The organism is Pseudomonas sp. 51_B (assembly GCF_017491595.1).
Lineage (GTDB): Bacteria > Pseudomonadota > Gammaproteobacteria > Pseudomonadales > Pseudomonadaceae > Aquipseudomonas > Aquipseudomonas promysalinigenes.
On the sequence record NZ_JAFGYW010000028.1, the window covers coordinates 1 to 23,100 of the forward strand.

The 23,100-nt window shown below is 62.0% G+C and carries 19 protein-coding genes; 14 read left to right on the top strand and 5 right to left on the bottom strand.

All coding sequences use genetic code 11. The features are described from left to right. Nucleotides 1–215: 215 nt before the first annotated feature. The 4 genes from J5M56_RS20985 to gap all read right to left on the bottom strand — a co-directional run bounded on the left by J5M56_RS20985 (nucleotide 216) and on the right by gap (nucleotide 5,624). Nucleotides 216–2,801, bottom strand: coding sequence for a TonB-dependent receptor (locus J5M56_RS20985; protein WP_207937704.1), 2,586 nt, complete (start codon nucleotides 2,799–2,801; stop codon nucleotides 216–218). A gap of 123 nt (nucleotides 2,802–2,924) precedes the next feature. After that, a complete protein-coding gene (locus tag J5M56_RS20990; RefSeq protein WP_186477724.1) occupies nucleotides 2,925–3,887 on the bottom strand; it encodes a FecR domain-containing protein in 963 nt (320 codons plus the stop codon). A gap of 69 nt (nucleotides 3,888–3,956) precedes the next feature. Beyond that, on the bottom strand, nucleotides 3,957–4,469 hold the full coding sequence (locus J5M56_RS20995) for an RNA polymerase sigma factor (RefSeq protein ID WP_060480168.1): 513 nt from the start codon (nucleotides 4,467–4,469) through the stop codon (nucleotides 3,957–3,959). Between the two features lie 153 nt (nucleotides 4,470–4,622). After that, the gene (gene gap, locus J5M56_RS21000) at nucleotides 4,623–5,624 is read right to left on the bottom strand and encodes a type I glyceraldehyde-3-phosphate dehydrogenase (protein ID WP_060480167.1); all 1,002 of its coding nucleotides are present in this window, start codon (nucleotides 5,622–5,624) and stop codon (nucleotides 4,623–4,625) included. Between the two features lie 261 nt (nucleotides 5,625–5,885). Between gap and edd the strand changes: the two genes are divergently transcribed. The 11 genes from edd to J5M56_RS21055 all read left to right on the top strand — a co-directional run bounded on the left by edd (nucleotide 5,886) and on the right by J5M56_RS21055 (nucleotide 19,035). Further along, a complete protein-coding gene (gene edd, locus J5M56_RS21005) occupies nucleotides 5,886–7,712 on the top strand; it encodes a phosphogluconate dehydratase (protein ID WP_060480166.1) in 1,827 nt (608 codons plus the stop codon). After that, a complete protein-coding gene (locus J5M56_RS21010) occupies nucleotides 7,709–8,668 on the top strand; it encodes a glucokinase (RefSeq protein WP_186477726.1) in 960 nt (319 codons plus the stop codon). The genes edd and J5M56_RS21010 overlap by 4 nt, the downstream gene beginning before the upstream one ends. 63 nt (nucleotides 8,669–8,731) lie before the next feature. Continuing rightward, on the top strand, nucleotides 8,732–9,457 hold the full coding sequence (gltR, locus tag J5M56_RS21015) for a two-component system response regulator GltR (RefSeq protein WP_060480164.1): 726 nt from the start codon (nucleotides 8,732–8,734) through the stop codon (nucleotides 9,455–9,457). After that, the gene (locus J5M56_RS21020) at nucleotides 9,438–10,892 is read left to right on the top strand and encodes an ATP-binding protein (protein ID WP_243430855.1); all 1,455 of its coding nucleotides are present in this window, start codon (nucleotides 9,438–9,440) and stop codon (nucleotides 10,890–10,892) included. The genes gltR and J5M56_RS21020 overlap by 20 nt, the downstream gene beginning before the upstream one ends. Before the next feature lie 102 nt (nucleotides 10,893–10,994). Continuing rightward, complete coding sequence (locus tag J5M56_RS21025; RefSeq protein WP_243430856.1) at nucleotides 10,995–12,242, top strand: AGE family epimerase/isomerase; 1,248 nt, start codon at nucleotides 10,995–10,997, stop codon at nucleotides 12,240–12,242. Nucleotides 12,243–12,346: 104 nt separating this feature from the next. Then, complete coding sequence (locus tag J5M56_RS21030) at nucleotides 12,347–13,633, top strand: ABC transporter substrate-binding protein (RefSeq protein WP_207937706.1); 1,287 nt, start codon at nucleotides 12,347–12,349, stop codon at nucleotides 13,631–13,633. Nucleotides 13,634–13,773: 140 nt separating this feature from the next. Beyond that, complete coding sequence (locus J5M56_RS21035) at nucleotides 13,774–14,682, top strand: sugar ABC transporter permease (RefSeq protein WP_060480160.1); 909 nt, start codon at nucleotides 13,774–13,776, stop codon at nucleotides 14,680–14,682. Next, nucleotides 14,675–15,520: a carbohydrate ABC transporter permease gene (locus tag J5M56_RS21040; protein ID WP_207937707.1), complete on the top strand. Its 846-nt coding sequence runs from the start codon at nucleotides 14,675–14,677 to the stop codon at nucleotides 15,518–15,520. Before J5M56_RS21035 ends, J5M56_RS21040 begins: the two co-directional genes overlap by 8 nt. Before the next feature lie 3 nt (nucleotides 15,521–15,523). Continuing rightward, nucleotides 15,524–16,678, top strand: a complete 1,155-nt coding sequence (gene ugpC / locus J5M56_RS21045; RefSeq protein WP_207937708.1) for a sn-glycerol-3-phosphate ABC transporter ATP-binding protein UgpC — start codon at nucleotides 15,524–15,526, stop codon at nucleotides 16,676–16,678. Nucleotides 16,679–16,719: 41 nt separating this feature from the next. After that, on the top strand, nucleotides 16,720–18,063 hold the full coding sequence (locus J5M56_RS21050) for a carbohydrate porin (protein ID WP_207937709.1): 1,344 nt from the start codon (nucleotides 16,720–16,722) through the stop codon (nucleotides 18,061–18,063). Nucleotides 18,064–18,180: 117 nt separating this feature from the next. Next, nucleotides 18,181–19,035: a D-hexose-6-phosphate mutarotase gene (locus J5M56_RS21055; protein ID WP_060480156.1), complete on the top strand. Its 855-nt coding sequence runs from the start codon at nucleotides 18,181–18,183 to the stop codon at nucleotides 19,033–19,035. Here the strand turns inward: J5M56_RS21055 and hexR are convergent. Then, nucleotides 19,028–19,900 carry a DNA-binding transcriptional regulator HexR gene (gene hexR, locus J5M56_RS21060; protein WP_060480155.1) on the bottom strand — a complete coding sequence of 291 codons (873 nt, stop codon included), beginning with the start codon at nucleotides 19,898–19,900 and terminating at the stop codon, nucleotides 19,028–19,030. The genes J5M56_RS21055 and hexR overlap by 8 nt on opposite strands. 202 nt (nucleotides 19,901–20,102) lie before the next feature. Here hexR and zwf point away from each other — a divergent pair, with 202 nt between their 5' ends. Genes zwf through J5M56_RS21075 form a run of 3 tightly spaced genes read left to right on the top strand, consistent with a single transcriptional unit; the run spans nucleotide 20,103 to nucleotide 22,970 of the window. After that, entirely contained in the window at nucleotides 20,103–21,572 is a 1,470-nt protein-coding gene (zwf, locus tag J5M56_RS21065; protein ID WP_186477733.1) for a glucose-6-phosphate dehydrogenase, read from the top strand. Then, the gene (gene pgl, locus J5M56_RS21070; protein ID WP_207937710.1) at nucleotides 21,559–22,272 is read left to right on the top strand and encodes a 6-phosphogluconolactonase; all 714 of its coding nucleotides are present in this window, start codon (nucleotides 21,559–21,561) and stop codon (nucleotides 22,270–22,272) included. Before zwf ends, pgl begins: the two co-directional genes overlap by 14 nt. Nucleotides 22,273–22,289: 17 nt before the next feature. Next, entirely contained in the window at nucleotides 22,290–22,970 is a 681-nt protein-coding gene (locus J5M56_RS21075; RefSeq protein ID WP_207937711.1) for a bifunctional 4-hydroxy-2-oxoglutarate aldolase/2-dehydro-3-deoxy-phosphogluconate aldolase, read from the top strand. Nucleotides 22,971–23,100: the final 130 nt, after the last annotated feature.

Genomic DNA, 23,100 nt, shown 5'->3' on the forward strand with positions numbered 1-23,100 from the left:
GCGGCGCTCGATCTGCGCTCCACCGAAGAGCTCAAGCCGAGCCTCTAGGCGTAAGTGAACAGCATTAGGATGTTTGCGAGATTTCAATGCCCTGCTCTTGATGGGTGGGCCTGCGTCGCGAAAGGGCCGCAAAGCGGCCCCCGGAATTCAGCATTGCTGAGTCGATTCCTGGGGCTGCTGGGCAATCTGTTCGCAACGCAAGGCCGCTTCTTGAGTCAGATATCCCACACCACGTTGATGGCGAAGTTGCGCCCTGGCATGGTCAGGCGGTCGAGGTTGGCCGGTTGGGTCACGCCAGCTTCACCCTGGCCGTCGTAGCCGCGCACCGAGTCCCACTGCCAGTATTTCTTGTCGGTCAGGTTGTACAGCCCGGCGTTGACGGTGACATCGTCGGTGACTTTGTAGAAGCCGCTCAGGTCCAGGACACCGTAGCCAGGTGTGCGGAACTGCGAGCTCTGGCCATCTGGCGCGAAGAAGGTGGTGTCGTCGACGCGGGTCTTGCGCTTGACCAGGGTCCAGCTCAGCAGGCCGCCGTAGTTCGCCTGTTCGTAACCCAGGCCGAACACGCCGGTCAGCGGGTTGACGCTGTTCAGCGGCTGGCCGTTGTCGTCGTTGCGACCATGGGCGTAGGCGATCGATCCCTGGGTATACAGACCTTGCGGTGCACCGAAGTGGTCCAGGTTCACCCGGCCCTTGACCTCGGCGCCCTTGATGGTGGCGCGCTTGATGTTGTTGGCCTGGAAGGTGGTTTCCAAGTTGGCCGACTGCACGGCATCTTCGTCGATGAAGTCGCGGTACTTGTTGTAGAACACCGCCACGTCGAAGTTGCCGGCGTCGAAGTTGCCGCGCAGGCCGGTTTCGTAGCTTTTGCTCTTTTCCGGTTCTAGGCCGGGATTGCCCTGCACGCTGTAACCCAGTGTCGGGTTTTCAAAGCGCCCGTACATCGATTTGGCCGTCGGGGTGCGGAAGCCTTCGGCGTACTGGCCATACCAGGTGTAATGGTCGTTGAAAGCGTAGGTCATGCCGAACTTGGGCGACACGCGGTGCCACTTCTTGTCAGCGTCGTCGAGGCTGGCAGGGGCGGTGCCCGAGCCTTGGATGCCCCTCAGGAACTGTTCGGTGAACTTGGGCTGCATGCGCGTGTAGTCGTAGCGTGCGCCGGGCAGGAAGGTCCAGTCGTTCCAGCGGATCTCATCCTGTACGAACAGGCTGTAGGTGTTAACGGTGGGGTCCGGGAAGTCACTGACCAGCGCCTGGGCATCGCTGGTGCTGACCTGGCCGATGCTGCGGCAGGCGCCGCCGACCGCCAGGCAGGTGCCGGTACCGCTGCGCGCGCCAGTGACCTGCTCGTGCTTGAGGGTGGTGCCGTAGGTCAGCAGGTGATCGCTGGCGCCGATACTGAAAGCCTTGTCCACCTGGGCATCGAACACCCACTGGCGGTCCTTGTAGGTGGTATCGCGGGTTCGCAGCACCGTGCGGCTGAACGGGAAGTACACCTCCTCGGTGCGCTGGTCGGTTTTGGCGACTTGGTAGTTCAGGCTCCACTTGAGGTGGTCGGCGAGCACGGAATCGAGGCTGAACGCGTGGTTGATACCAAAGCGTTCGCGGGTGATGGTGTCGTTGCCTTGGCGGCTTTTGTACATGCCAAGGCCAGTACCGTTGGTGAATGGGCCGCCGACGGCGCTAAGAATGTTCTGGTCGCGATCGTCCTTGTAGCGTTCATAAGTCAAGCCCAGGCGGGCATCGTCGGCATAGTTCCAGCCCAGTTTGGCCAGTACGTTGGTAGTGCGCACATCCTCCGGGTTCGCCTGGGTGCGGCCCAACCCGGTGCCGCCATGGCTGCCGTAGGATTCGCTTTCGTGGCCGTTGCGCTGGCTCAGGTGCAGCAGGCCGTCGAAATCCCCCGAGCGGCCAGCCACGGTGGCCGAGGTCAGCCAACTGTCATCGGTCGAGCTATAGCCGGTTTTCAGTCGCGCGCCGAGGTCCTTGCCGGGCTTGATGATGTCTTGCGGGTCGAGGGTGAAGTAGCTGACCGCACCACCGATGGCGTTGCTGCCATACAGCACCGAAGCTGGTCCACGAAGGATTTCCACGCGCTTGACGATCTCGGGGTCGACGTAGTTGCGCTGGGTCTGGGCGTAGGGGCCATAGAAGAAGCTGTCGGGGATCGATACACCGTCGACCTGGGTGAGGATGCGCTCGCCGTCGATACCTCGGATGTTGTAGCCGTTCAGGCCGCTGCGCTGTCCGGTGCCGGCCACCGACACACCCGGTTCATAGCGGACCAGCTCCTGGATGGTGTTGACGTTCTGCCGGTCCAATTGCTCGCGGCTCTGGACGGTGACAGTGCTCGGTACTCGGGTCACGTCCTGGGCGCTTCGGGTGGCGCTGACAGTCATCTGCTGCAAAGCGATCACGTTGTTCCCTGGCAGGCGTTCGAGTACCACATTGCCTTGGCCAATGCTGCGAAAGCTCAACCCGGTGCCTTGGAGTAGGCGCTGTAGCGCCGCTTGGGCTGGCAGCGACCCCTGTACACCCGGCGAGGCAACGCCTTGGGCCAGGTCAGCGCTGAAGCCGATCTGCCACCCGGTGACTTGGGTGAATGCGTTTATGGCTTCGACCAGCGGCTGCTGGGCAATGTTGAAGCGGTAGTCGCCCATGCGCGAGCTGCTGGCCTGGGCCGGTTCTACAGCCAGCGCCGGCAGGCTACAGGCACCGCTTGCAAGCAGTGCCAGCGTCAGCAGCGACAGTTGGCCGGTACGGCGGGGACGGGTGGACGGGCGGTTTGGACCTGTGGACATCGAAAGCGCTCCCAGACGCGCGAGTTGTTATAGGGACGACTGTTCTCTTTGTTGAACAAGAATCAGTTGCATTGGCTATAACGAGACGGGCCAGCGGGGAAATCGCGTAAAAATGTTTTTTACTCAGTTGATGATGACCACCGCAGGGAATTCGTGCAGCTGCGCGGAGGTGATGTGAGCCAGCGCGCGCAAGGTTTCGAGCGGCTGGTCGAGGCGGTAATTGCCGGTCACTGTCAGCGTGTCGAGGTGGCTATTGCGGTTGATGATCCAGCCTGGGTAATAACGTCGCACTTCTGCCAGCACCTGGCTAAGAGGGCAGTTTTCGAATATCAAACGGCCGTCGACCCAAGCCAGGTCTTTGCGCATGTCTGGGCGTTGCCGCTGGCCGAAGCCGTTGGGGCCGACACTGATACTGTCGCCAGCACGCAGGCGGATGCGCTGATCGCTGCGACCCTGCAGGTCGACATCGCCGCGCTGAACGCGTACCTGGGCCTCGCCATCGAGGTAGCGCACTGCAAAATCGGTGTCGTGCACCTGGGCGCGCAGAGGCCCGGCCTGAACGTCCAGGGGCGCCTGAGTACCACCGGGCACTTGGAAGTACGCCTCACCTTGCAACAGCCGCGCTACCTCGTGGCCGCCCCGCAGGTCGCTGGCGAATGCGGAGTCGGTGTTGAGCAGCACCTTGGTGCCGTCGACCAGCTCCAGACGCTGACGCTCACCCACTACGGTCAGGTGATCGGCTTGTAGGCGCACTGGCAGGTTGCCAAAGGTGAAGAGCCCGACCAGCAGCACTGCGGCACTGGCCAGAGGCTTGTAGTGCGCGCGCAGGCGGCCGCGTAGCGAGCGGCGTTGACGCTGATTCAACTGCATCGCGGCTTGGCGCATTGGCGTGCCGTTCCACAAGGCTTCGGCTTCGACATAGGCTTGCGCGTTCAGCGGACCCGCGCTGAGCCACTGCTCGAAAGCGGCGGTGTCTTCGGCGCTGGCGCATTGCAGGCGCACGAGCCAGTCCAGCGCCTCGTCCTGCGCACGGGCGCGGGCTTCGGGCCCGTTGGCTGGTGGGCGAGTGGCGGGGCTGTCGGTCACGGTGGGTCCTTGCTGAGGGTTTTGCGGATGATCAAGGCTTGGGCCAGGCATGGCAAGGGCACGGCACGTTCATTTGTGGCGCTCGGCCACGCCCATGCAGATGGCCATGATCAGCTTCAGCTCTTTCTGAACTGTGCTGGCCGAGATCTGCAGTTGCTCGGCAATTTCCAGATAACTGGCCCCTTGCAGGCGGCTGAGGATGAAAATGCGCTGCTGGCGTTGGCTCAACTGATTGAGGCTGACGCTCAGATGCTCAAGCAGTTGGGCTGCATGGGCGGCATCTTCGCTGCTACTCACTGGCGAGGCGACATTGTGCAGCACCTGCTCGGGTACATCGTCGACCAGCATGCGCGACTGCACGCGACGTGCTCGCAGATGGTCCAGCGCCAGGTTGCGGGCAGTCTGGAACACGAACGGTTCGAGGTGCGCGATGGGGCGCTCACCCAGCGCGCGGGAAACTCGCAGGTAAGTTTCCTGCAACAGATCTTCGGCGGTGCTGGGGTTACCTACCATGCGTTGCAACGTGCGCAACAGGGAGAGGCGCTGGATGAGGAAGACGGAGTGGAACCGAGACTGACTCACAGGGGGACCTGGTCGACCAAAAGATAATGATAATGCTTATCATGTAGTCTTCAGGTCAAGACCGGGATTGTCAGCGCATGTCCAGCCCGCGCTCTACCGAGCGTCGCAGGCGCGGCGCTCGGTCTGCAAACTACCCATGTTGCCCAATCGCCCTTAGCGGGCGTTGGCCAATGCCAGGCAGTTGTCCAGCATACGGTTGGAGAACCCCCACTCATTGTCGTACCAGGCCAGCACCTTGAGCATGCGCCCGTTGGCGCGGGTATGGTTGGCATCGAAAATCGACGAAAGCGGATTGTGATTGAAGTCGCACGATACCAATGGCAAGGCGTTGTAGCCGAGCACCTTGGAATGGCGGCTGGCTTCGAGGAACAGCTGGTTGACCTGCTCGGCTGTGGCCTCGCGCTTGAGGTTGACGGTCAGGTCGACCAGCGACACGTTGATCACCGGTACCCGCACGGCCATGCCGGTGAGTTTGCCGGCCAGCTCCGGTAGCACCAGGCCGACGGCCTCGGCAGCGCCGGTCTTGCTCGGGATCATCGACTGGGTAGCCGAGCGAGCGCGGTAGGGGTCGCTGTGATAGACGTCAGTCAGCACCTGATCGTTGGTGTAGGCGTGGATGGTGGTCATGAGCCCTTGTTCGATGCCGAACTCGCGGTGCAGCACCTGGGCGATGGGGGCCAGGCAATTGGTGGTGCACGAGGCATTGGAGATCACCTGGTGCGAAGCGCGCAGGATATCGTGGTTAACCCCGTATACCACGGTGGCATCCACCCCCTTTCCTGGGGCCGAGACGATCACTTTGCCTGCGCCTGCCGTGAGGTGCGCAGCCGCCTTGGCGCGGTCGGTGAACAGCCCGGTGCACTCGAACACCACATCGATCGCCTCGGCCTTCCACGGCAGCTCCGCCGGGTTGCGGATGGCGCTGACCGCGATGCGATCGCCGTTGACCGTGATGCTCTCATGGTCAGCCTGCACGTGTGCATCGAACGCACCATGCACGCTGTCATACTTGAGCAGGTGGGCATTCATGGCGCTGTCACCCAAATCGTTGATGGCGACGACCTGCAGGTCCTGGCGGTAGCCTTGGGTATACAGTGCGCGCAGCACATTGCGCCCGATGCGGCCGAATCCATTGATGGCGATACGTAAAGTCATGGCAGTACCTCTGGCGGTTCGAGTGGAAGCTATGGCAAAAATGACGCTTCACTGAAACGGTTTTGTTGTTGGAATTACAAGATTATTCACTCCGAGATAGAAAACAAGCCTTTTTGATGGCAGTATTTTGGTTAAACCTACAACGAGTGGTTGGGCATGTGCCTCACCGATGCTGCGGGCCGCTCTACCTTGAGCCTAGGCCGTAATCGTCGCCAGCACTGCCCGGTAAACCGCCCTTACAATTAGCCTGGAGTCCAGTACATGCATCCGCGCATCCTTGAGGTCACCCAACGGCTGATCGAACGCAGCCGTGCCACCCGCGAACGCTACCTTGAGCTGATTCGTGGTGCGGCCAGTGACGGCCCCATGCGCGCCAGCCTGCAATGCGCCAACTTCGCCCACGGCGTGGCCGGTTGCGGCGCCGATGACAAGCAGACCCTGCGCTTGATGAATGCCGCCAACGTCGCCATCGTTTCGGCCTACAACGATATGCTTTCGGCGCACCAGCCCTATCTGCATTTTCCCGAGCAGATCAAACAGGCGCTGCGTGAGGTGGGTTCGGTAGGCCAGTTTGCCGGAGGCGTGCCGGCCATGTGCGATGGTGTGACCCAGGGCGAACCGGGCATGGAGTTGGCCATCGCCAGCCGCGAAGTGATCGCCATGTCCACGGCGGTGGCGTTGTCGCACAACATGTTCGATGCCGCCCTGATGCTCGGCATCTGCGACAAGATCGTCCCCGGTCTGATGATGGGGGCCTTGCGCTTTGGCCACTTGCCGACCATTTTCGTCCCAGGCGGGCCGATGGTTTCCGGCATTTCCAACAAGCAGAAGGCCGATGTGCGCCAGCGCTATGCCGAGGGCAAAGCCACCCGTGAAGAGCTGCTGGAGTCGGAGATGAACTCCTACCACAGCCCCGGTACCTGCACCTTCTACGGCACCGCCAACACCAATCAGCTGGTGATGGAAGTCATGGGCCTGCACCTGCCAGGCGCCTCGTTCGTGAACCCGTACACGCCGCTGCGCGATGCCTTGACCGCCGAAGCCGCGCAGCAGGTGACGCGCATGACCAAGGCCAGCGGCAGCTTCATGCCACTGGGCGAAATCGTCGACGAGAAGGCGCTGGTCAATGCCATCGTGGCCTTGCACGCCACGGGAGGTTCGACCAACCATACCCTGCACATCCCGGCGATCGCCCAGGCAGCAGGGATCCAGCTGACCTGGCAAGACATGGCCGACCTGTCCGAGGTAGTGCCGACCCTGTCCCACGTGTACCCGAACGGCAAGGCTGACATCAATCATTTCCAGGCCGCTGGCGGCATGGCCTTCCTGATCCGCGAACTGCTCGATGCCGGCTTGATGCACGAGGACGTCAACACCGTGGCCGGCCATGGCCTGCGCCGCTACACCCAGGAGCCGTTCCTGGACGACGGTAAACTGGTGTGGCGCGAAGGGCCCGCGCAAAGCCTTGACGAAAGTATCCTGCGCCCGGTGGCCAGGCCATTCTCCGCAGAGGGCGGCCTGCGGGTGATGGAAGGCAACCTGGGCCGCGGCGTGATGAAGGTTTCGGCAGTGGCCCTAGAGCATCAGGTCGTCGAGGCGCCAGCCAAGGTGTTCCATGACCAGCAGTCGCTGGCCGAGGCGTTCAAGGCTGGCGAGCTGGAGCGCGATTTCGTGGCCGTGGTGCGCTTCCAGGGGCCGCGCTGCAATGGCATGCCCGAGCTGCACAAGCTGACGCCGTTTTTGGGGGTGCTGCAAGACCGTGGCTACAAAGTGGCGCTGGTGACCGACGGGCGCATGTCAGGTGCCTCGGGCAAAATCCCGGCAGCCATTCATGTTTGCCCTGAGGCATTCGATGGTGGCCCGCTGGCACGGGTGCAAGATGGTGATATCGTGCGGGTCGATGGCGTCGAAGGCACGCTGCGGGTGATGGTGTCGGCCGAGGAACTGGCCAGCCGTGATCTGCCGCCGGCACCCCAAGGCAACGACCTGGGCTGCGGCCGTGAGTTGTTCGGCTTCATGCGTATGGCGTTCAGCCCGGCAGAGCAGGGCGCGAGCGCCTTCACTTCGGCTCTGGAGAACCTCAAATGAAGGACCTGCTGGTTGGCGACATCGGTGGCACCAATGCCCGTTTTGCGTTGTGGCGTGACAACCAGCTGTACCAGGTCCAGGTGTTCGCGACGGCGGATTACACCAGCCCTGAGCAAGCCATCCAGGCCTACCTGAACAGCCACGGCATTGCCCGTGGCGGTTTGGCGGCGGTGTGCCTGGCGGTAGCCGGGCCAGTGGATGGCGATGAATTTCGCTTTACCAACAACCACTGGCGGCTCAGCCGCAAGGCGTTCTGCCAGACCTTGCAGGTCGAGCGGCTACTGTTGACCAACGATTTTTCGGCCCAGGCCCTGGGCATGACCCGCTTACAACCCGGTGAGTATCGTGAAGTATGCCCAGGCCAGGCGGACCCAGCACGGCCGGCATTGGTGATCGGCCCGGGCACTGGCCTTGGCGTCGGCAGCCTGCTGCGCCATGGCGAGCAGCGCTGGCAGGCGCTGCCGGGGGAGGGCGGGCATGTCGACCTGCCGGTGGGCAATGCCCGCGAAGCTGCGATCCATCAGCAGATCCAAAGCCAGATCGGCCACGTCAGCGCCGAGACGGTGCTGAGCGGCGGCGGCCTGGTGCGGTTGTATCAGGCCATGTGCGCGCTGGACGGCGATATGCCCCGCCATACATCCCCGGCTCAGATCACCGATGCAGCGCTGGGCGGCGAGCCACGGGCGCTGGCGGTGATCGAGCAGTTCTGCCGTTTTCTCGGGCGCGTGGCGGGCAACAATGTACTGACCCTGGGGGCCCGCGGCGGGGTTTATATTGTCGGCGGCGTGATCCCGCGTTTTGCCGACCTGTTCCTGCGCAGCGGGTTTGCCGAGAGTTTCGCCGACAAAGGCTGCATGAGCGGCTATTTCGCCGGGGTGCCGGTATGGCTGGTGACGGCGGAATTCTCTGGACTGTTGGGGGCAGGGGTGGCATTACAGCAAGCATTGGATCACTGACGGGCGCTAAGCGCCCCCAACAGCAGGCGACGAAGACCTGCGATGAAAAGAGGGCGGGATACCTTGAGCACTGCCGGAAAATCGATCCTGATGGTCGACGACGATCAGGAAATACGCGAGTTGTTGCAAACCTACCTGAGCCGCGCCGGCTTCCAGGTGCATGCCGAAGCCGATGGCCAGGGTTTTCGCCGCGCGCTGGAAACCACCCCATGTGAGTTGGTGATCCTCGACGTCATGCTGCCCGACGAAGATGGCTTCAGCCTGTGCCGCTGGGTGCGTCAGCACCCACGCCTGTCGCGGGTGCCGATCATCATGCTGACGGCCAGCTCCGATGAGGCAGACCGGGTCATCGGCCTGGAGTTGGGGGCCGACGATTACTTGGGCAAACCGTTCAGCCCGCGTGAACTGCAGGCGCGCATCAAGGCCCTGCTGCGGCGCAGCGAATTCGGGCAGGCAGCGCCTGGCAACACCGTACTGGCCTTCGATGACTGGCGCCTGGATACCATCAGCCACCGCCTGTTCCACCGCGATGGTGAAGAGGTGATCCTGTCCGGGGCCGACTTCGCCCTGCTGAAGCTGTTTCTCGACCACCCTCAACAGATTCTCGACCGCGACACCATCGGCAACGCCACCCGTGGCCGCGAGCCGATGCCGCTGGACCGCATCGTCGACATGGCGGTCAGCCGCCTGCGTCAGCGCCTGCGCGATACCGACAAGCCGCCACGGCTGATCCGCACCGTGCGTGGCAGTGGCTACCTGCTGGCTGCCCATGTCTGCTGCGCGTCCTGAGCGGCGCTGGCGCCTGCTGCCGCGCTCATTGCTGGGGCGCATGCTGCTGCTGACCTTGTTGGTGGTGCTACTGGCCCAGGGCTTGTCGAGCGTGATCTGGGTTGCGCAGTTGCGCGCGAGCCAATTGCAAGGTCTGCGCGCCAGCGCTGGCAGCCTGGCTCACTCGATGAGCGCCAGCGTCAGTTACTTTCGCTCACTGCCGGTGGCCTATCGGCCGATGGTTCTTGATCAATTGCGCAGCATGGGCGGTACGCGCTTTTTCGTGTCACTCAACGACAAGCCGCTGGACATGCCGGTGTTGCCCAACACCCCGCGCAAGCAGGCGGTGATCGAGGTGTTTGAACAAGTACTGCATGAGCGTCTGGGCGAGGGCATGCAAATCTCCGTGGAGTTCGTCAGCCCTGATGACCTGCGCATTTTCAACAGCGGCCTGAAACTCGACGAGCTGCCGCGTTCGTGGGCGCATTACTCTTTGACCCTGGAGCCACTCAACCCACCGGTGTTGGTCACCCAAATTCGTCTTGGCGAAGGGGAGTGGCTGTATATCGCCTCGTTGTTGCCCGAGCCTTACACGGGCCTTGAAGCCGAACGTCTGCCCCGCCAGCAGATCGGCTTCATCGTGCTGACCACGGCTTTGCTGTTGCTGTTCATCGGCTTGCTGGTGCACTGGCAGAGCTGGCCGCTCAAGCGCTTGGCGCGTGCCGCCCGTGAGCTTTCCCTCGGCGCCGATGTGGCCCCGGTGGCCGAAGGCGGTGGCAGCGAGGTGGTGGAAGTGGGGCGGGCGTTCAACAGCATGCGTGAGCGTATCAGCCGTTACCTGACCGAACGCTCCCAGTTGTTCAGTGCCATTTCCCACGACCTGCGTACCCCGATCACCCGCTTGCGCCTGCGTGTGGAGCTACTTGAAGACGAGCGCTTGCAGGCCAAGTTCAGCCAGGACCTCGATGAGCTGGAGCTACTGGTCAAAGGGGCGCTGCAATGCGTGAAGGACACCGATATCCACGAGAACATCGAGCCGGTCGACCTCAATCAGGTGCTGGAAATTCTGGCCGAGCCATATCTGCAGGATGGGCGGGTCACCGTCGAAGGTCGGGCTTTGGCCCCGTATCCGGGCAAACCTCTGGCCCTGCGCCGTTGCATCGGCAACCTGATCGACAACGCCATCAAGTACGGCGAGCGAGCCCACCTGCGCATCATCGATAGCCCCCAGGGGTTCGTGCTGCAGGTGGAAGACCAAGGCCCAGGCGTGCCGCAACAGCAGATGGAACAGGTGTTCGAGCCGCACTTTCGTCTGGTCGCCAGCCAGCAGGGCTACGGCCTGGGCTTGGGCATCGCGCGCAACATCGCTCACAGCCACGGCGGTGAGGTCAGCCTGCTCAATTTGCGCGAGGGCGGCCTGCGCGTCACGCTGCACTTGCCCCGAAGCGCGGAGTGACGAATGTCACGGCTTGGTGACATAACCGCAGTCCTTCGTGACATGCCGGCCGGGTCGGCTGGTTAGACTTCGCAGCACCACTGGCAAGGAATGCGCCGGCTCATGAATCTTGATTTCCCTGTTGGCAGCTGCCTGGATTCGCCTGCCCATGCAGCCTGGCTGCGGCAAGAAGGGCGGCGGCTGCTCGACTTCGCCAAGGCCTCCCGGTTGCCCGAGGGCTTTGGTAGCCTCGATGCCGAAGGGCGTCTTGCCCCAGGCGCCAGCGCTCAAACCCTGAACACAGCGCGCATGACCCATTGTTTCGCGATCGCTCACATGCAGGGCGAGCCGGGCTGCCTTGCCTATGCCGAGCACGGTGTCGCGGCCCTGCTGGGGCCACTGCGCGATCATGAACATGATGGCTGGTTCGGCCATCCTTATGGCCACAACGATGATGCCAAGCTTGCCTACCTGCATGCATTCGTGGCGCTGGCAGCCAGCTCTGCGGCAGTGGCTGGGGTTGCCGGGGCCATGCAGTTGTTAGGGGATGTGGTGCGGGTGATCGAAGGGCATTTCTGGTGCGAGGCGCAGGGTGCCCTGGATGAGAGCTTCTCCCGTACCTGGCAATTGCCTGAGCCCTACCGTGGCGCCAACAGCAACATGCACGCCACCGAAGCATTCCTGGCCCTGGCCGATGCCACTGGCGACCCGCTGTGGTTGCAGCGTGCCTTGCGCATTGCCGAGCGCATCATTCACGTCCATGCCACTGCCAGTGGCTACCGGGTCATCGAGCACTTCGACGCCAGCTGGCAGCCACTGCTGCACTATAACCAGGCTCAGCAAGCCGATCTGTTCCGGCCCTATGGCACAACGCCTGGGCATGCCTTGGAGTGGGCGCGGCTGCTGCTGCATCTGGAGGCCAGCTTGCGCCTGGCCGGGCAGGGCGCACCGGATTGGCTGCTGGAATGCGCCTGCGGCTTGTTCGACAGCGCCTGTCGCCAGGCCTGGGGCGTCGATGGTGAGCCAGGCTTTGTCTACACGCTGGACTGGGACAACCGCCCAGTGGTCAGGCAACGCCTGCACTGGGTCCACGCCGAAGCTTGCGCCACGGCGGCCGCCTTGTGGCGCAGAACCGCAGAAGCACGCTATCAGCAGTGGTACCAGTGTTTCTGGGCGTTCATCGACAAGCATTTCATAGACCGCGATCGCGGTAGCTGGCATCACGAACTCGATGCCAGCAACAACCCAGCCGGTACGCTATGGCCAGGCAAGCCTGACCTCTACCACGCCTATCAAGCACTACTGCTGCCCAACCTGCCATTGGCCCCGAGCCTGGCAACTGCCGTTTCGCACTATGTAACCAAACGATGACATTCGCGCATCGCTTCGTTACCTGGCGAAGCGGGCGCGCTGATTAGACTCCATGCAATGCAAGCGATCGACTTGCCCTGCATAACAACAAGAAAGGTATTGCGATGAATTCTACCCTCCGCCTCGCCGCCGCGATCTCCCTTGCCTCGCTCCTGCCCCTCAGTGTGTCGGCTGCCGATTCCAAAGGCACTGTCGAAGTGGTGCACTGGTGGACCTCCGGTGGTGAAAAAGCTGCTGTCGATGTGCTCAAATCGAACGTCGAGAAAGATGGCTTCGTCTGGAAGGACGGCGCTGTTGCCGGTGGTGGCGGTGCCACTGCCATGACGGTGCTCAAAAGCCGCGCCGTCGCAGGCAATCCGCCTGGAGTCGCCCAGATCAAAGGCCCGGACATCCAGGAATGGGCGACCACCGGGCTGCTGGACCCAGAGGTACTCGAAAGCGTCGCCAAAGAAGAAAAATGGGATGCTTTGCTCGATCAAAAGGTCGCCAACACCGTGAAATACGAAGGCGCCTACGTTGCGGTGCCGGTCAACATCCACCGCATCAACTGGCTGTGGATCAACCCGGACGTCTTCAAGAAGGCCGGCATCGACAAGGCGCCAACCACACTCGATGAATTCTACGCCGCTGCCGACAAGCTCAAGGCGGCTGGTTTCATCCCGCTCGCCCATGGCGGCCAACCTTGGCAGGACAGCACCGTATTCGAAAGCGTGGTGCTGGCGGTGATGGGAGCAGATGGCTACAAGAAGGCTCTGGTCGACCTGGATCCGGCGGCGCTGACTGGCCCGCAGATGGTCCAGGCATTGACCGATCTGAAGAAAATCGCCACCTACATGGACCCTGATGGCAAAGGCCAGGATTGGAACCTGGAAGCGGCCAAGGTCATCAATGGCAAGGCCGGCATGCAGATCATGGGCGATTGGGCCAAGAGCGAGTGGACCCTTGCCAAGAAGACCGCTGGCAAGGACTACCAGTGCGTACCGTTCCCTGGCACCGACAAAGCATTCCTCTACAACATCGACTCGCTGGTCGTGTTCAAGCAGAACGACAAAGGTACCGCTGCCGGTCAGGAGGACATCGCCCGCAACGTCATGGGTCAGGACTTCCAAAAGGTCTTCAGCATCAACAAGGGCTCGATCCCGGTGCGTAACGACATGCTCGCCGACATGGGCAAGTACGGCTTCGACGAGTGTGCCCAGACCTCGGCCAAGGACTTCCTCGCCGACGCCAAGACTGGCGGCCTGCAGCCGAGCATGGCGCACAACATGGCCACTTCGCTGGCTGTCCAGGGTGCCTTCTTCGATGTGGTGACCAACTACATCAACGACCCCAAGGCCGACCCGGCCGATGCGGCGAAGAAGCTGGCTGCGGCGGTCAAGGCTGCCAAATAGCCCGTTCGAGCTTGGCCAAATCCCTGCTGGAGCGGGTTAAACCGCGAACACCTGCGTAGCCACCGCCTGGCACCGCAGTGTCTTGTTCGCGGGCAGCCCACTCCTGCAGGTGATCTGTTGACCTTACCCTGGTGGCTAACATGACGACACTGACCGCCCAACTGCGGGCTTCCCCCCTGGACGCGCTGCAGCGCTGGCTGCCGAAACTGGTGCTGGCGCCGAGTATGTTCATCGTTCTGGTGGGCTTTTACGGCTACATCCTGTGGACCTTCGTGCTGTCCTTCACCACTTCGACTTTTCTGCCGACCTACAAATGGGCGGGCCTGGCGCAGTACGCCCGTTTGTTCGACAACGACCGCTGGTGGGTAGCGAGCAAGAACCTTGCGCTCTTCGGTGGGCTGTTCATCGCCATTAGCCTGGCTATTGGTGTGCTGCTGGCGGTGTTGCTGGACCAGCGTATCCGCCGCGAGGGTTTCATCCGCACGATCTACCTGTACCCCATGGCGCTGTCGATGATCGTCACCGGTACCGCCTGGAAGTGGCTGCTCAACCCCGGGATGGGGCTGGACAAGCTGCTGCGCGATTGGGGCTGGGAGGGTTTTCGCCTGGACTGGCTGATCGACCCTGACCGGGTGGTGTACTGCTTGGTGATCGCCGCCGTATGGCAGGCCTCGGGCTTCATCATGGCGATGTTCCTTGCCGGCTTGCGCGGGGTCGACCAGTCGATCATTCGCGCTGCGCAAATCGACGGTGCCAGCCTGCCACGTATCTATTGGACCGTGGTACTGCCTAGCCTGCGCCCGGTGTTTTTCAGCTCGCTGATGATCCTCTCGCATATCGCGATCAAAAGTTTCGACCTGGTAGCGGCAATGACGGCCGGTGGGCCTGGTTATTCCTCTGACCTGCCGGCGATGTTCATGTACTCCTTCACCTTCAGCCGTGGCCAGATGGGCATGGGTTCGGCCAGCGCCATCCTGATGCTCGGGGCGATCCTGGCGATCCTCGTGCCGTACCTGTATTCGGAACTCAGGAGCAAGCGCCATGCGTGACGCGTCGATCAAATCGCCGGTCAGCCTCAGCCGTATCGCCATCCATGCGGTACTGCTGATCGCCGTGCTGCTGTACCTGGTGCCGCTGGTGGTGATGCTGTTGACCAGCTTCAAGTCCCCGGAAGACATCAGTACCGGCAACCTGCTGAGCTGGCCTGCGGTAATTACCGGCATCGGCTGGGTCAAGGCCTGGGAAACGGTCAGTGGCTACTTCTGGAACTCGATCATGATCACCGTGCCGGCGGTACTGATCTCTACAGCCATCGGCGCACTGAATGGCTATGTGCTGGCGATGTGGCGCTTTCGCGGCTCGCAGCTGTTCTTCGGGCTATTGCTGTTCGGCTGCTTCCTGCCGTTCCAGACAGTGCTGCTGCCGGCTTCGTTCACCCTCGGCAAGCTGGGGCTGGCCAGCACCACCAGCGGCCTGGTGTTGGTGCACGTGGTCTACGGCCTGGCCTTTACCACGCTGTTCTTTCGCAACTTCTACGTGAGCATCCCCGATGCCCTGGTCAAGGCTGCACGCCTGGACGGCGCGGGTTTCTTCACCATTTTCCGCCGCATCATCCTGCCGATGTCGACGCCGATCATCATGGTCTGCCTGATCTGGCAGTTCACCCAGATCTGGAACGACTTCCTGTTCGGCGTGGTGTTTTCCAGCGGTGATTCGCAGCCGATCACCGTGGCTCTGAATAACCTGGTCAACACCAGCACTGGGGCCAAGGAATACAACGTCGACATGGCGGCGGCAATGATCGCCGGTCTGCCAACCCTGCTGGTTTATGTGGTGGCAGGCAAATATTTCGTCCGCGGGCTCACCGCCGGCGCGGTCAAGGGGTAAGTCATGGCAACACTCGAACTTCGCAATGTGAACAAGACCTACGGTACCGGCCTCCCGGACACCCTCAAGGACATCCAGTTGGCGATCAAGGATGGCGAGTTCCTGATCCTGGTGGGCCCTTCCGGCTGTGGCAAGTCGACCTTGATGAACTGCATCGCCGGCCTTGAGCAAATCACCGGTGGCGCAATCCTCATCGACGGGCAGGATGTCAGCGGCATGAGCCCCAAGGATCGCGATATCGCCATGGTGTTCCAGAGCTACGCGCTGTACCCGACCATGAGCGTGCGCGAAAACATCGAGTTCGGCCTGAAGATCCGCAAGATGCCCCAGGCTGCCATCGATGAGGAGGTGGCGCGGGTGGCCAAGCTGTTGCAGATCGAGCACCTGCTGGCGCGCAAGCCGGCACAGCTTTCCGGTGGCCAGCAGCAGCGTGTGGCCATGGGCCGGGCGCTGGCGCGGCGGCCGAAGATCTACCTGTTCGACGAGCCGCTGTCCAACCTGGACGCCAAGTTGCGGGTGGAGATGCGCACGGAAATGAAACTGATGCACCAGCGCCTGAAAACCACCACGGTGTATGTCACCCACGACCAGATCGAGGCCATGACCCTGGGCGACAAAGTGGCGGTGATGAAGGATGGCATCATTCAGCAGTTCGGCACGCCCCAGCAGATCTACAACGACCCGGCCAACCAATTCGTTGCCAGCTTCATCGGCTCGCCGCCGATGAACTTCATTGCGGTACGCCTGGCCAATCAGGATGGGCGCCTGATGGCAGTGCTCGACAGTGGGCAAGCCCGCTGCGAACTGCCACTGGGGCAGTCCAAAGATGACCTCGACGGCCGCCAGGTCATTCTCGGTATCCGCCCTGAGCAGATCAGCTTGGGTGCAAACCAGGGCAATGGCCTGCCGGGGATTCGCGCCGAAGTGCAGGTGACCGAGCCCACCGGGCCGGACCTTTTGGTGTTCGTCACCCTCAACCAGACCAAGGTCTGCTGCCGCTTGGCGCCCGATATCGACTGCCGGGTCGGCGACAGCCTGAACCTGCAATTCGACCCGGCCAAGGTGCTGCTGTTCGACGCTGACAGCGGCGAACGCCTGCACCTGGCCAGCAGTGAAACTGTCGTAAAGGACAACGTGGCTCAGATCAAGAGCCGTTAAACCGTCTACATCACCAATAAGAAAAAAGAGGACGCAAAGGGATGGAACAGCGCAAACGCATCACAACCCTGGGTTCATTGGCCCTGCTCGCCGTGGTCGGCAGCAGTGGCGCGCAAGCTGCCGAGGCATTTTCCAGCGAGTCGAAATGGATGACCGGCGATTGGGGCGGTACCCGCACCGAGCTGCTGAACAAGGGTTACGACTTCACCCTGGACTACGTGGGCGAGGTAGCCGGGAATTTGCACGGCGGGTACAACCACGACAAAACCGCGCGCTACAGCGACCAGTTTGCCTTGGGCGCGCACCTGGATCTGCAAAAGATCCTCGGTTGGCACGACGCCGAGTTCAAGCTGGCGATCACCGAGCGCAGCGGTCGCAACCTGTCCAACGATCGTATCAGCGACCCGCGTGCCGGCCAGTTCAGTTCGGTGCAGGAGGTGTGGGGCCGTGGCCAGACTTGGCGTCTGACGCAGATGTGGGTCAAGCAGAAATATTTCGATGGCGCGCTGGATGTGAAGGTAGGCCGCTTCGGTGAGGGCGAAGACTTCAACAGCTTCCCCTGCGACTTCCAGAACCTGGCCTTCTGCGGATCGCAAGTGGGCAACTGGGTGGGCGGCATCTGGTACAACTGGCCGGTCAGCCAGTGGGCGTTGCGGGTCAAGTACAACATCACGCCGGAGTTCTTCGTTCAGGTCGGCGCCTATGAACAAAACCCGTCGAACCTGGAGACTGGCAACGGCTTCAAACTCAGTGGCAGTGGCACCAAGGGTGCGATCTTGCCGGTAGAGATGGTCTGGCAGCCCAAGCTCAATGACCTGCCGGGGGAATACCGCCTGGGTTATTACTACAGCACCGCCAAAGCCGATGACGTGTACGACGACATTAATGGCAACCCGCAGGCCCTCACTGGCGAGGCCTTCAAGTCGCACTCGAGCAAGCATGGCTGGTGGGTGGTGGCGCAGCAGCAGGTCACCGCCCATGGCGGCGATGCCAACCGAGGCCTGAGCCTGTTCGCCAACTTCACCGTGCATGACAAAGCCACCAACGTGGTCGACAACTACCAACAGGTGGGCCTGGTCTATAAAGGCGCCTTCGACGCCCGGCCCAAGGACGACATAGGCTTTGGCGTGGCGCGCATTCATGTCAACGATGATGTGAAGAAACGCGCTCAGTTGCTCAATGCCCAGAGCGGTATCGACGATTACGACAACCCAGGGTTCGTGCCGGTACAGCGTGCTGAGTACAACGCAGAGCTTTATTACGGCTTCCATGTCACCAACTGGCTGACCGTGCGGCCCAACCTTCAATACATCAAGCACCCAGGTGGCGTCGACGATGTGGACAGCGCACTGGTCGCGGGGTTGAAGATTCAGTCGTCATTCTAAGGCCAATTGTTGTAAATTTACGCCAATCCAACTTCGGCTCCCGGCACCCACTGGCTTGCAGTGGGTGCCGGGGATGGGCTGAGGTAGCGCTATCTCAAACAACAAGAGCTTGGAACCATGCCTGAACATCCGCTCCATCGCTTCTTTTCCTCGCAGCGGCCCCGGCCGACTTTCGAGTGGGAGCGTTATCAGCAGCGCGATGTGCTGATCATCGATCACCCCCGTTGCCAGGCAGTGTTCAGCCGCCAGGGCGCCCAACTGCTGCATTTTCAGCCGGCCGGCGAGCGGCCGTGGTTGTGGTGCGCCGAGCAGTGGCCGCAAGTGGGTGCCATTCGCGGTGGGGTGCCAGTGTGTTGGCCCTGGTATGGCCGCCACCCCAGCGAGGACCTGTGGCCCGCCCACGGCTGGGCGCGCTTGCTGGACTGGAAGCTGGTAGACAGCCGGGAGGACGAGCAGGGCGTCAGCCTTAAGTGGCGGCTGGACTTGTGCGATTGGCAGGTCGACCTGCATGCCAAGCTTGGCAGCCGCATGGAACTGAGCCTGAGCACCGAGCATCAGGACAGCGAACCTTGCCAGTTGAGCCATGCGCTGTTGGCTTACTGGCGTATCAGTGACGTTTCCGAGATAGCGCTATCTGGCCTGGAAGACATCGAAGGTTACGACCGCCTGAGCCGTCAGGCCTGCCGTGAAGAAGGCGCCTTGAAGCTCAAGGGCGGCTGCCAGAAAGTCTACCCAGGCACGCCGCGCGTGCAGTTGCAGGACCCGGCATGGCAGCGCGAGCTGTGCATCGATACCGGTGACAGCCACGATACCGTGGTCTGGCACCCAGGTAATCGGCCATTGATGGGCGTCACTGGCCGTGAGTGTCAGGGTTTCGTCTGTGTCGAGGCCGCCAGCGGCAGTGGCGAGGGCCTGAGCCTGGCGCCAGGGCAGCGAGCGCATCTGCGGCTGCAGGCGCACAGGCTCAGTTGAGTTCGTCGTCCTCTACCGGGTAGCGGCTAGCGTTGAGGCTCTCTTTGATCTTGCGCAGGTGCGGCTGGAAGTCCACACCGCGGCGCAGGGTCATGCCAGTGGCCAGTACGTCGAGCACGGTCAGCTGGATGATTCGCGAGGTCATCGGCATGTAGATGTCGGTGTCCTCAGGCAGCGGAATATGCAGGCTCAGGCTGCAGGCCTGGGCAAGGGGCGAGCCGGCAGCAGTCAGGCCCAGTACCGAAGCGCCGTTTTCCCGTGCCAGGCGCGCCACGTCGACCAGCTCGCGGGTGCGCCCGGTGTAAGAAATGATCACGAACAGGTCGCCGGTATGGGCCACCGAAGCCAACATGCGTTGCATCAGCACATCGGCGTGGGCCGATACCGCCAGGTTGAAGCGGAAAAACTTGTGCTGGGCGTCCAGGGCCACCGGTGCCGAGGCGCCGAGGCCGAAGAAGTGAATCTGCCGGGCCTGGATCATCATGTCCACGGCGCGGCTGACTTGTTGCGGGTCCAGTTGCTGGCAGGCACTGTCGAGCGAGGCGATGGCGCTGCCGAAAATTTTCTGGGTATAGGCGGCCGGATCATCGTCGGCTTCAACTGCCCGGCTTACGTAAGCTGCACCACTGGCCAGGCTCTGCGCCAGTTGCAGCTTGAGCTCCGGGTAGCCGCTGACACCAAATGAGCGGCAAAAGCGGTTGACGGTCGGTTCGCTGACCTTGGCCGCCTGGGCCAGCGCGGCGATGCTGAAACGGGTGGCTTGTTGCGGGTTGAGCAGGATGACTTCGGCGACTTTGCGTTCGGCCTTGTTCAGCTCGTCGAGGCGGCCCTGGATTTGTTCCAGGAGGTTTCGCACGCGGTCCATGGGTGTGTCCTTGGGTCGGGAAGACAGCCGGCTGAGGGAGCAGCAGGCTTTTTGCACGGTCGTCTATCGTACTGTCGGTGCGGTTGACGTACCACTTGTCTGTAGAGTTTGTGTTTAATGTTGTGGTTTTTACTACATTATCCCTTGAAAACCGTGTTTGAAAGCGGTATTCCTAGACCAACTTTAGGAAAGAACCAACATCATGGCTGCGATCAGTGTCGAACCTTGCACCTTTGCCCTGTTTGGCGCCCTTGGCGACCTGGCATTGCGCAAGCTGTTTCCTGCGCTCTATCAGCTTGACCGTGCCAACCTCCTGCATGCGGACACCCGCTTGCTGGCGCTGGCACGAGAGGCGGGCAGCGTCGAGGAGCACCTCAATACCATCGAAGCGCATCTACGCCGGCATGTAGCCGAGGCCGATATCGAGCCGGCGGCGATGGGGCGTTTCCTCGGCCGTTTGCATTATGTGCACCTGGACTTCCTGCAACCTGAGGGCTACCAGGCGCTGGCCGAGCAACTGAACGCCGAGCAACCATTGATTGCCTACTTCGCCACGGCGGCGGCGGTTTACGGGGCAATCTGCGAGAACCTCGACAAAGCAGGCCTTGCTGCTCGCACCAGGGTCGTGCTGGAAAAGCCCATTGGCCATGACCTTGAATCGTCGCGGCGGGTCAACGACGCTGTAGCGCGCTTCTTCCCGGAAAACCGGGTATATCGCATCGACCACTACCTGGGCAAAGAGACGGTGCAAAACCTGATCGCGCTGCGCTTTGCCAACAGCCTGTTCGAAACCCAGTGGAATCAGAATTCCATTTCCCACGTGGAAATCACCGTTGCAGAGAAGGTCGGCATCGAGGGCCGTTGGGGCTACTTCGACAAAGCCGGTCAGTTGCGCGACATGATTCAGAACCACTTGCTGCAACTGCTCTGCCTGATCGCCATGGACCCACCGAGCGAGCTGTCGGCCGACAGTATTCGTGACGAGAAGGTCAAGGTGCTCAAGGCACTGGCTCCGATCACTGGCGAGGGTTTGAGCACCAGCGTGGTGCGTGGCCAATACATCGCAGGCTACAGCGACGGCAAGCCCGTGCCGGGCTACCTGGAGGAAGACAACGCAAACGCCCAGAGCGACACCGAAACCTTCGTCGCCCTGCGCGCGGACATTCGCAACTGGCGTTGGTCCGGTGTGCCGTTCTACCTGCGTACTGGCAAGCGTATGCCGCAAAAACTGTCGCAGATCGTCATTCATTTCAAGGAGACGCCGCACTACATCTTCGCCCCGGAACAGCGTTTGCAGGTTGGCAACAAGCTGATCATCCGCCTGCAACCGGACGAAGGTATCTCTTTGCGCGTGATGACCAAGGAGCAGGGGCTGGACAAGGGCATGCAACTGCGCAGTGGCCCGTTGCAGCTGAATTTTTCCGACGCCTGGCGCAGTACGCGGATTCCCGATGCCTACGAACGCTTGCTGTTGGAAGTGATGCGCGGCAATCAGAACCTGTTCGTGCGCAAGGACGAAATCGAGTACGCCTGGAAGTGGTGTGACCAACTGATCGCCGGCTGGCGTAACGCGGGCGATGCGCCCAAGCCCTACGCAGCAGGTTCCTGGGGGCCGATGAGCTCGATTGCATTGATTACCCGAGACGGGAGGTCGTGGTATGGCGATATCTGAATTGAAGCTGCCGGCAGCGGTGCAGGTGCACGAGCTGGCAGAAGCCAAGTTACTGGCCGCTACCCTGGCCCACGATGTGGCCGAGCGACTGCGCGCAGCCATCGCCAGCAAAGGCCAAGCCTGCGTGGTGCTGTCCGGTGGCCGTAGCCCGGTACCATTTTTGGAACAACTGGCCGGTGAACAACTGGACTGGGCCAAGGTTACCGTCAGCTTGGCTGATGAGCGTTGGGTGCCGGTTGAGCATGCTGACAGCAACGCAGGGCTATTGGCACGTCACCTGTTCCAGGGGGCAGCGGCCAAGGCTCGCTTCATTGGCCTGTACCAGCAGGCCGAACATCTCGATGCGGCGGCCTTGAGCGCTGACCAGGCCTTGGCAGATCTGCCGCCCATCGACGTTCTGGTGCTGGGCATGGGCGACGATGGCCATACCGCCTCACTGTTTCCCAACAGCCCGAATCTGGCCGAAGGCCTAGACCTGAACAGCAAGCGCCGATGCCTGCCGATGCTCGCCCCGAGCGTGCCGCACCAGCGGCTATCGCTTACCCGCGCCATGCTTGCCAGTGCAGCGTTCACTGCGCTGTCTGTGCAAGGGCCGGGCAAACTCGCTACCCTGCGCGCCGCGCTGGCGGGCAACGACCTTGCGCAAATGCCGATTCGCGCCTTTCTTCACGCCCCCCTGAGCATCTACTGGTGCCCATGAGCCAAGGATCCACTGTCATGACCACCCTTGCACGCCCACAGCCAAAGCTTTCGATGGCAGATAAAGCCGCCAGGATCGATGCCATCTGCGAGCAGGCGCGTATCCTGCCGGTAATCACCATCGCCCGTGAGCAAGACATTCTGCCGCTGGCCGATGCCCTGGCTGCTGGTGGTATCCGCACCCTGGAGGTGACCTTGCGCTCCCAGCATGGCCTGAAGGCCATCCAGGTGCTGCGCGAGCAACGCCCGGAACTGTGCATCGGTGCCGGCACCGTGCTCGATCGCAGTATGTTCGCTGCTGTAGAGGCTGCGGGTGCGCAATTCGTCGTTACCCCAGGCATCACCCAGGACATCCTTGAAGCGGGCGTGGACAGCGAAATTCCGCTGTTGCCAGGCATCAGCACGCCATCGGAAATCATGATGGGCTACGCCCTGGGTTATCGCCGCTTCAAGCTGTTCCCAGCGGAAATCAGCGGCGGGGTGGCCGCGATCAAGGCCTTCGCCGGCCCATTCGGCGATATACGCTTCTGCCCAACCGGCGGCGTTAACCCAGCCAACGTGCGCAATTACATGGCGTTGCCCAATGTGATGTGCGTGGGCGGCACCTGGATGCTCGATAGCAGCTGGATCAAGAATGGTGACTGGGCACGGATCCAGGCCTGCAGCGCCGAGGCGATTGGGTTGCTGGACGCCAACTGAATTTGATTTGTTGTGTGCTTTACGGCTTATGGGGCGCTTGGTCGGCGCCTCTTTTTTTTGCCTGCAGATTTTTGGCGCCTGGGAGACCGAGCGCCGCCCGCGCGGCGCATCGCGAGCTGCGCTCGCTCCT

Coding starts and splice junctions, on each gene's coding strand:
- J5M56_RS20985 (WP_207937704.1), bottom strand. CDS start 2,801: ATGTCCACAGGTCCAAACCGCCCGTCCACCCGTCCCCGCCGTACCGGC.
- gap (WP_060480167.1), bottom strand. CDS start 5,624: ATGACTTTACGTATCGCCATCAATGGATTCGGCCGCATCGGGCGCAAT.
- edd (WP_060480166.1), top strand. CDS start 5,886: ATGCATCCGCGCATCCTTGAGGTCACCCAACGGCTGATCGAACGCAGC.
- J5M56_RS21010 (WP_186477726.1), top strand. CDS start 7,709: ATGAAGGACCTGCTGGTTGGCGACATCGGTGGCACCAATGCCCGTTTT.
- J5M56_RS21020 (WP_243430855.1), top strand. CDS start 9,438: ATGTCTGCTGCGCGTCCTGAGCGGCGCTGGCGCCTGCTGCCGCGCTCA.
- J5M56_RS21025 (WP_243430856.1), top strand. CDS start 10,995: ATGAATCTTGATTTCCCTGTTGGCAGCTGCCTGGATTCGCCTGCCCAT.
- J5M56_RS21030 (WP_207937706.1), top strand. CDS start 12,347: ATGAATTCTACCCTCCGCCTCGCCGCCGCGATCTCCCTTGCCTCGCTC.
- J5M56_RS21035 (WP_060480160.1), top strand. CDS start 13,774: ATGACGACACTGACCGCCCAACTGCGGGCTTCCCCCCTGGACGCGCTG.
- J5M56_RS21040 (WP_207937707.1), top strand. CDS start 14,675: ATGCGTGACGCGTCGATCAAATCGCCGGTCAGCCTCAGCCGTATCGCC.
- ugpC (WP_207937708.1), top strand. CDS start 15,524: ATGGCAACACTCGAACTTCGCAATGTGAACAAGACCTACGGTACCGGC.
- J5M56_RS21050 (WP_207937709.1), top strand. CDS start 16,720: ATGGAACAGCGCAAACGCATCACAACCCTGGGTTCATTGGCCCTGCTC.
- J5M56_RS21055 (WP_060480156.1), top strand. CDS start 18,181: ATGCCTGAACATCCGCTCCATCGCTTCTTTTCCTCGCAGCGGCCCCGG.
- hexR (WP_060480155.1), bottom strand. CDS start 19,900: ATGGACCGCGTGCGAAACCTCCTGGAACAAATCCAGGGCCGCCTCGAC.
- zwf (WP_186477733.1), top strand. CDS start 20,103: ATGGCTGCGATCAGTGTCGAACCTTGCACCTTTGCCCTGTTTGGCGCC.
- pgl (WP_207937710.1), top strand. CDS start 21,559: ATGGCGATATCTGAATTGAAGCTGCCGGCAGCGGTGCAGGTGCACGAG.
- J5M56_RS21075 (WP_207937711.1), top strand. CDS start 22,290: ATGACCACCCTTGCACGCCCACAGCCAAAGCTTTCGATGGCAGATAAA.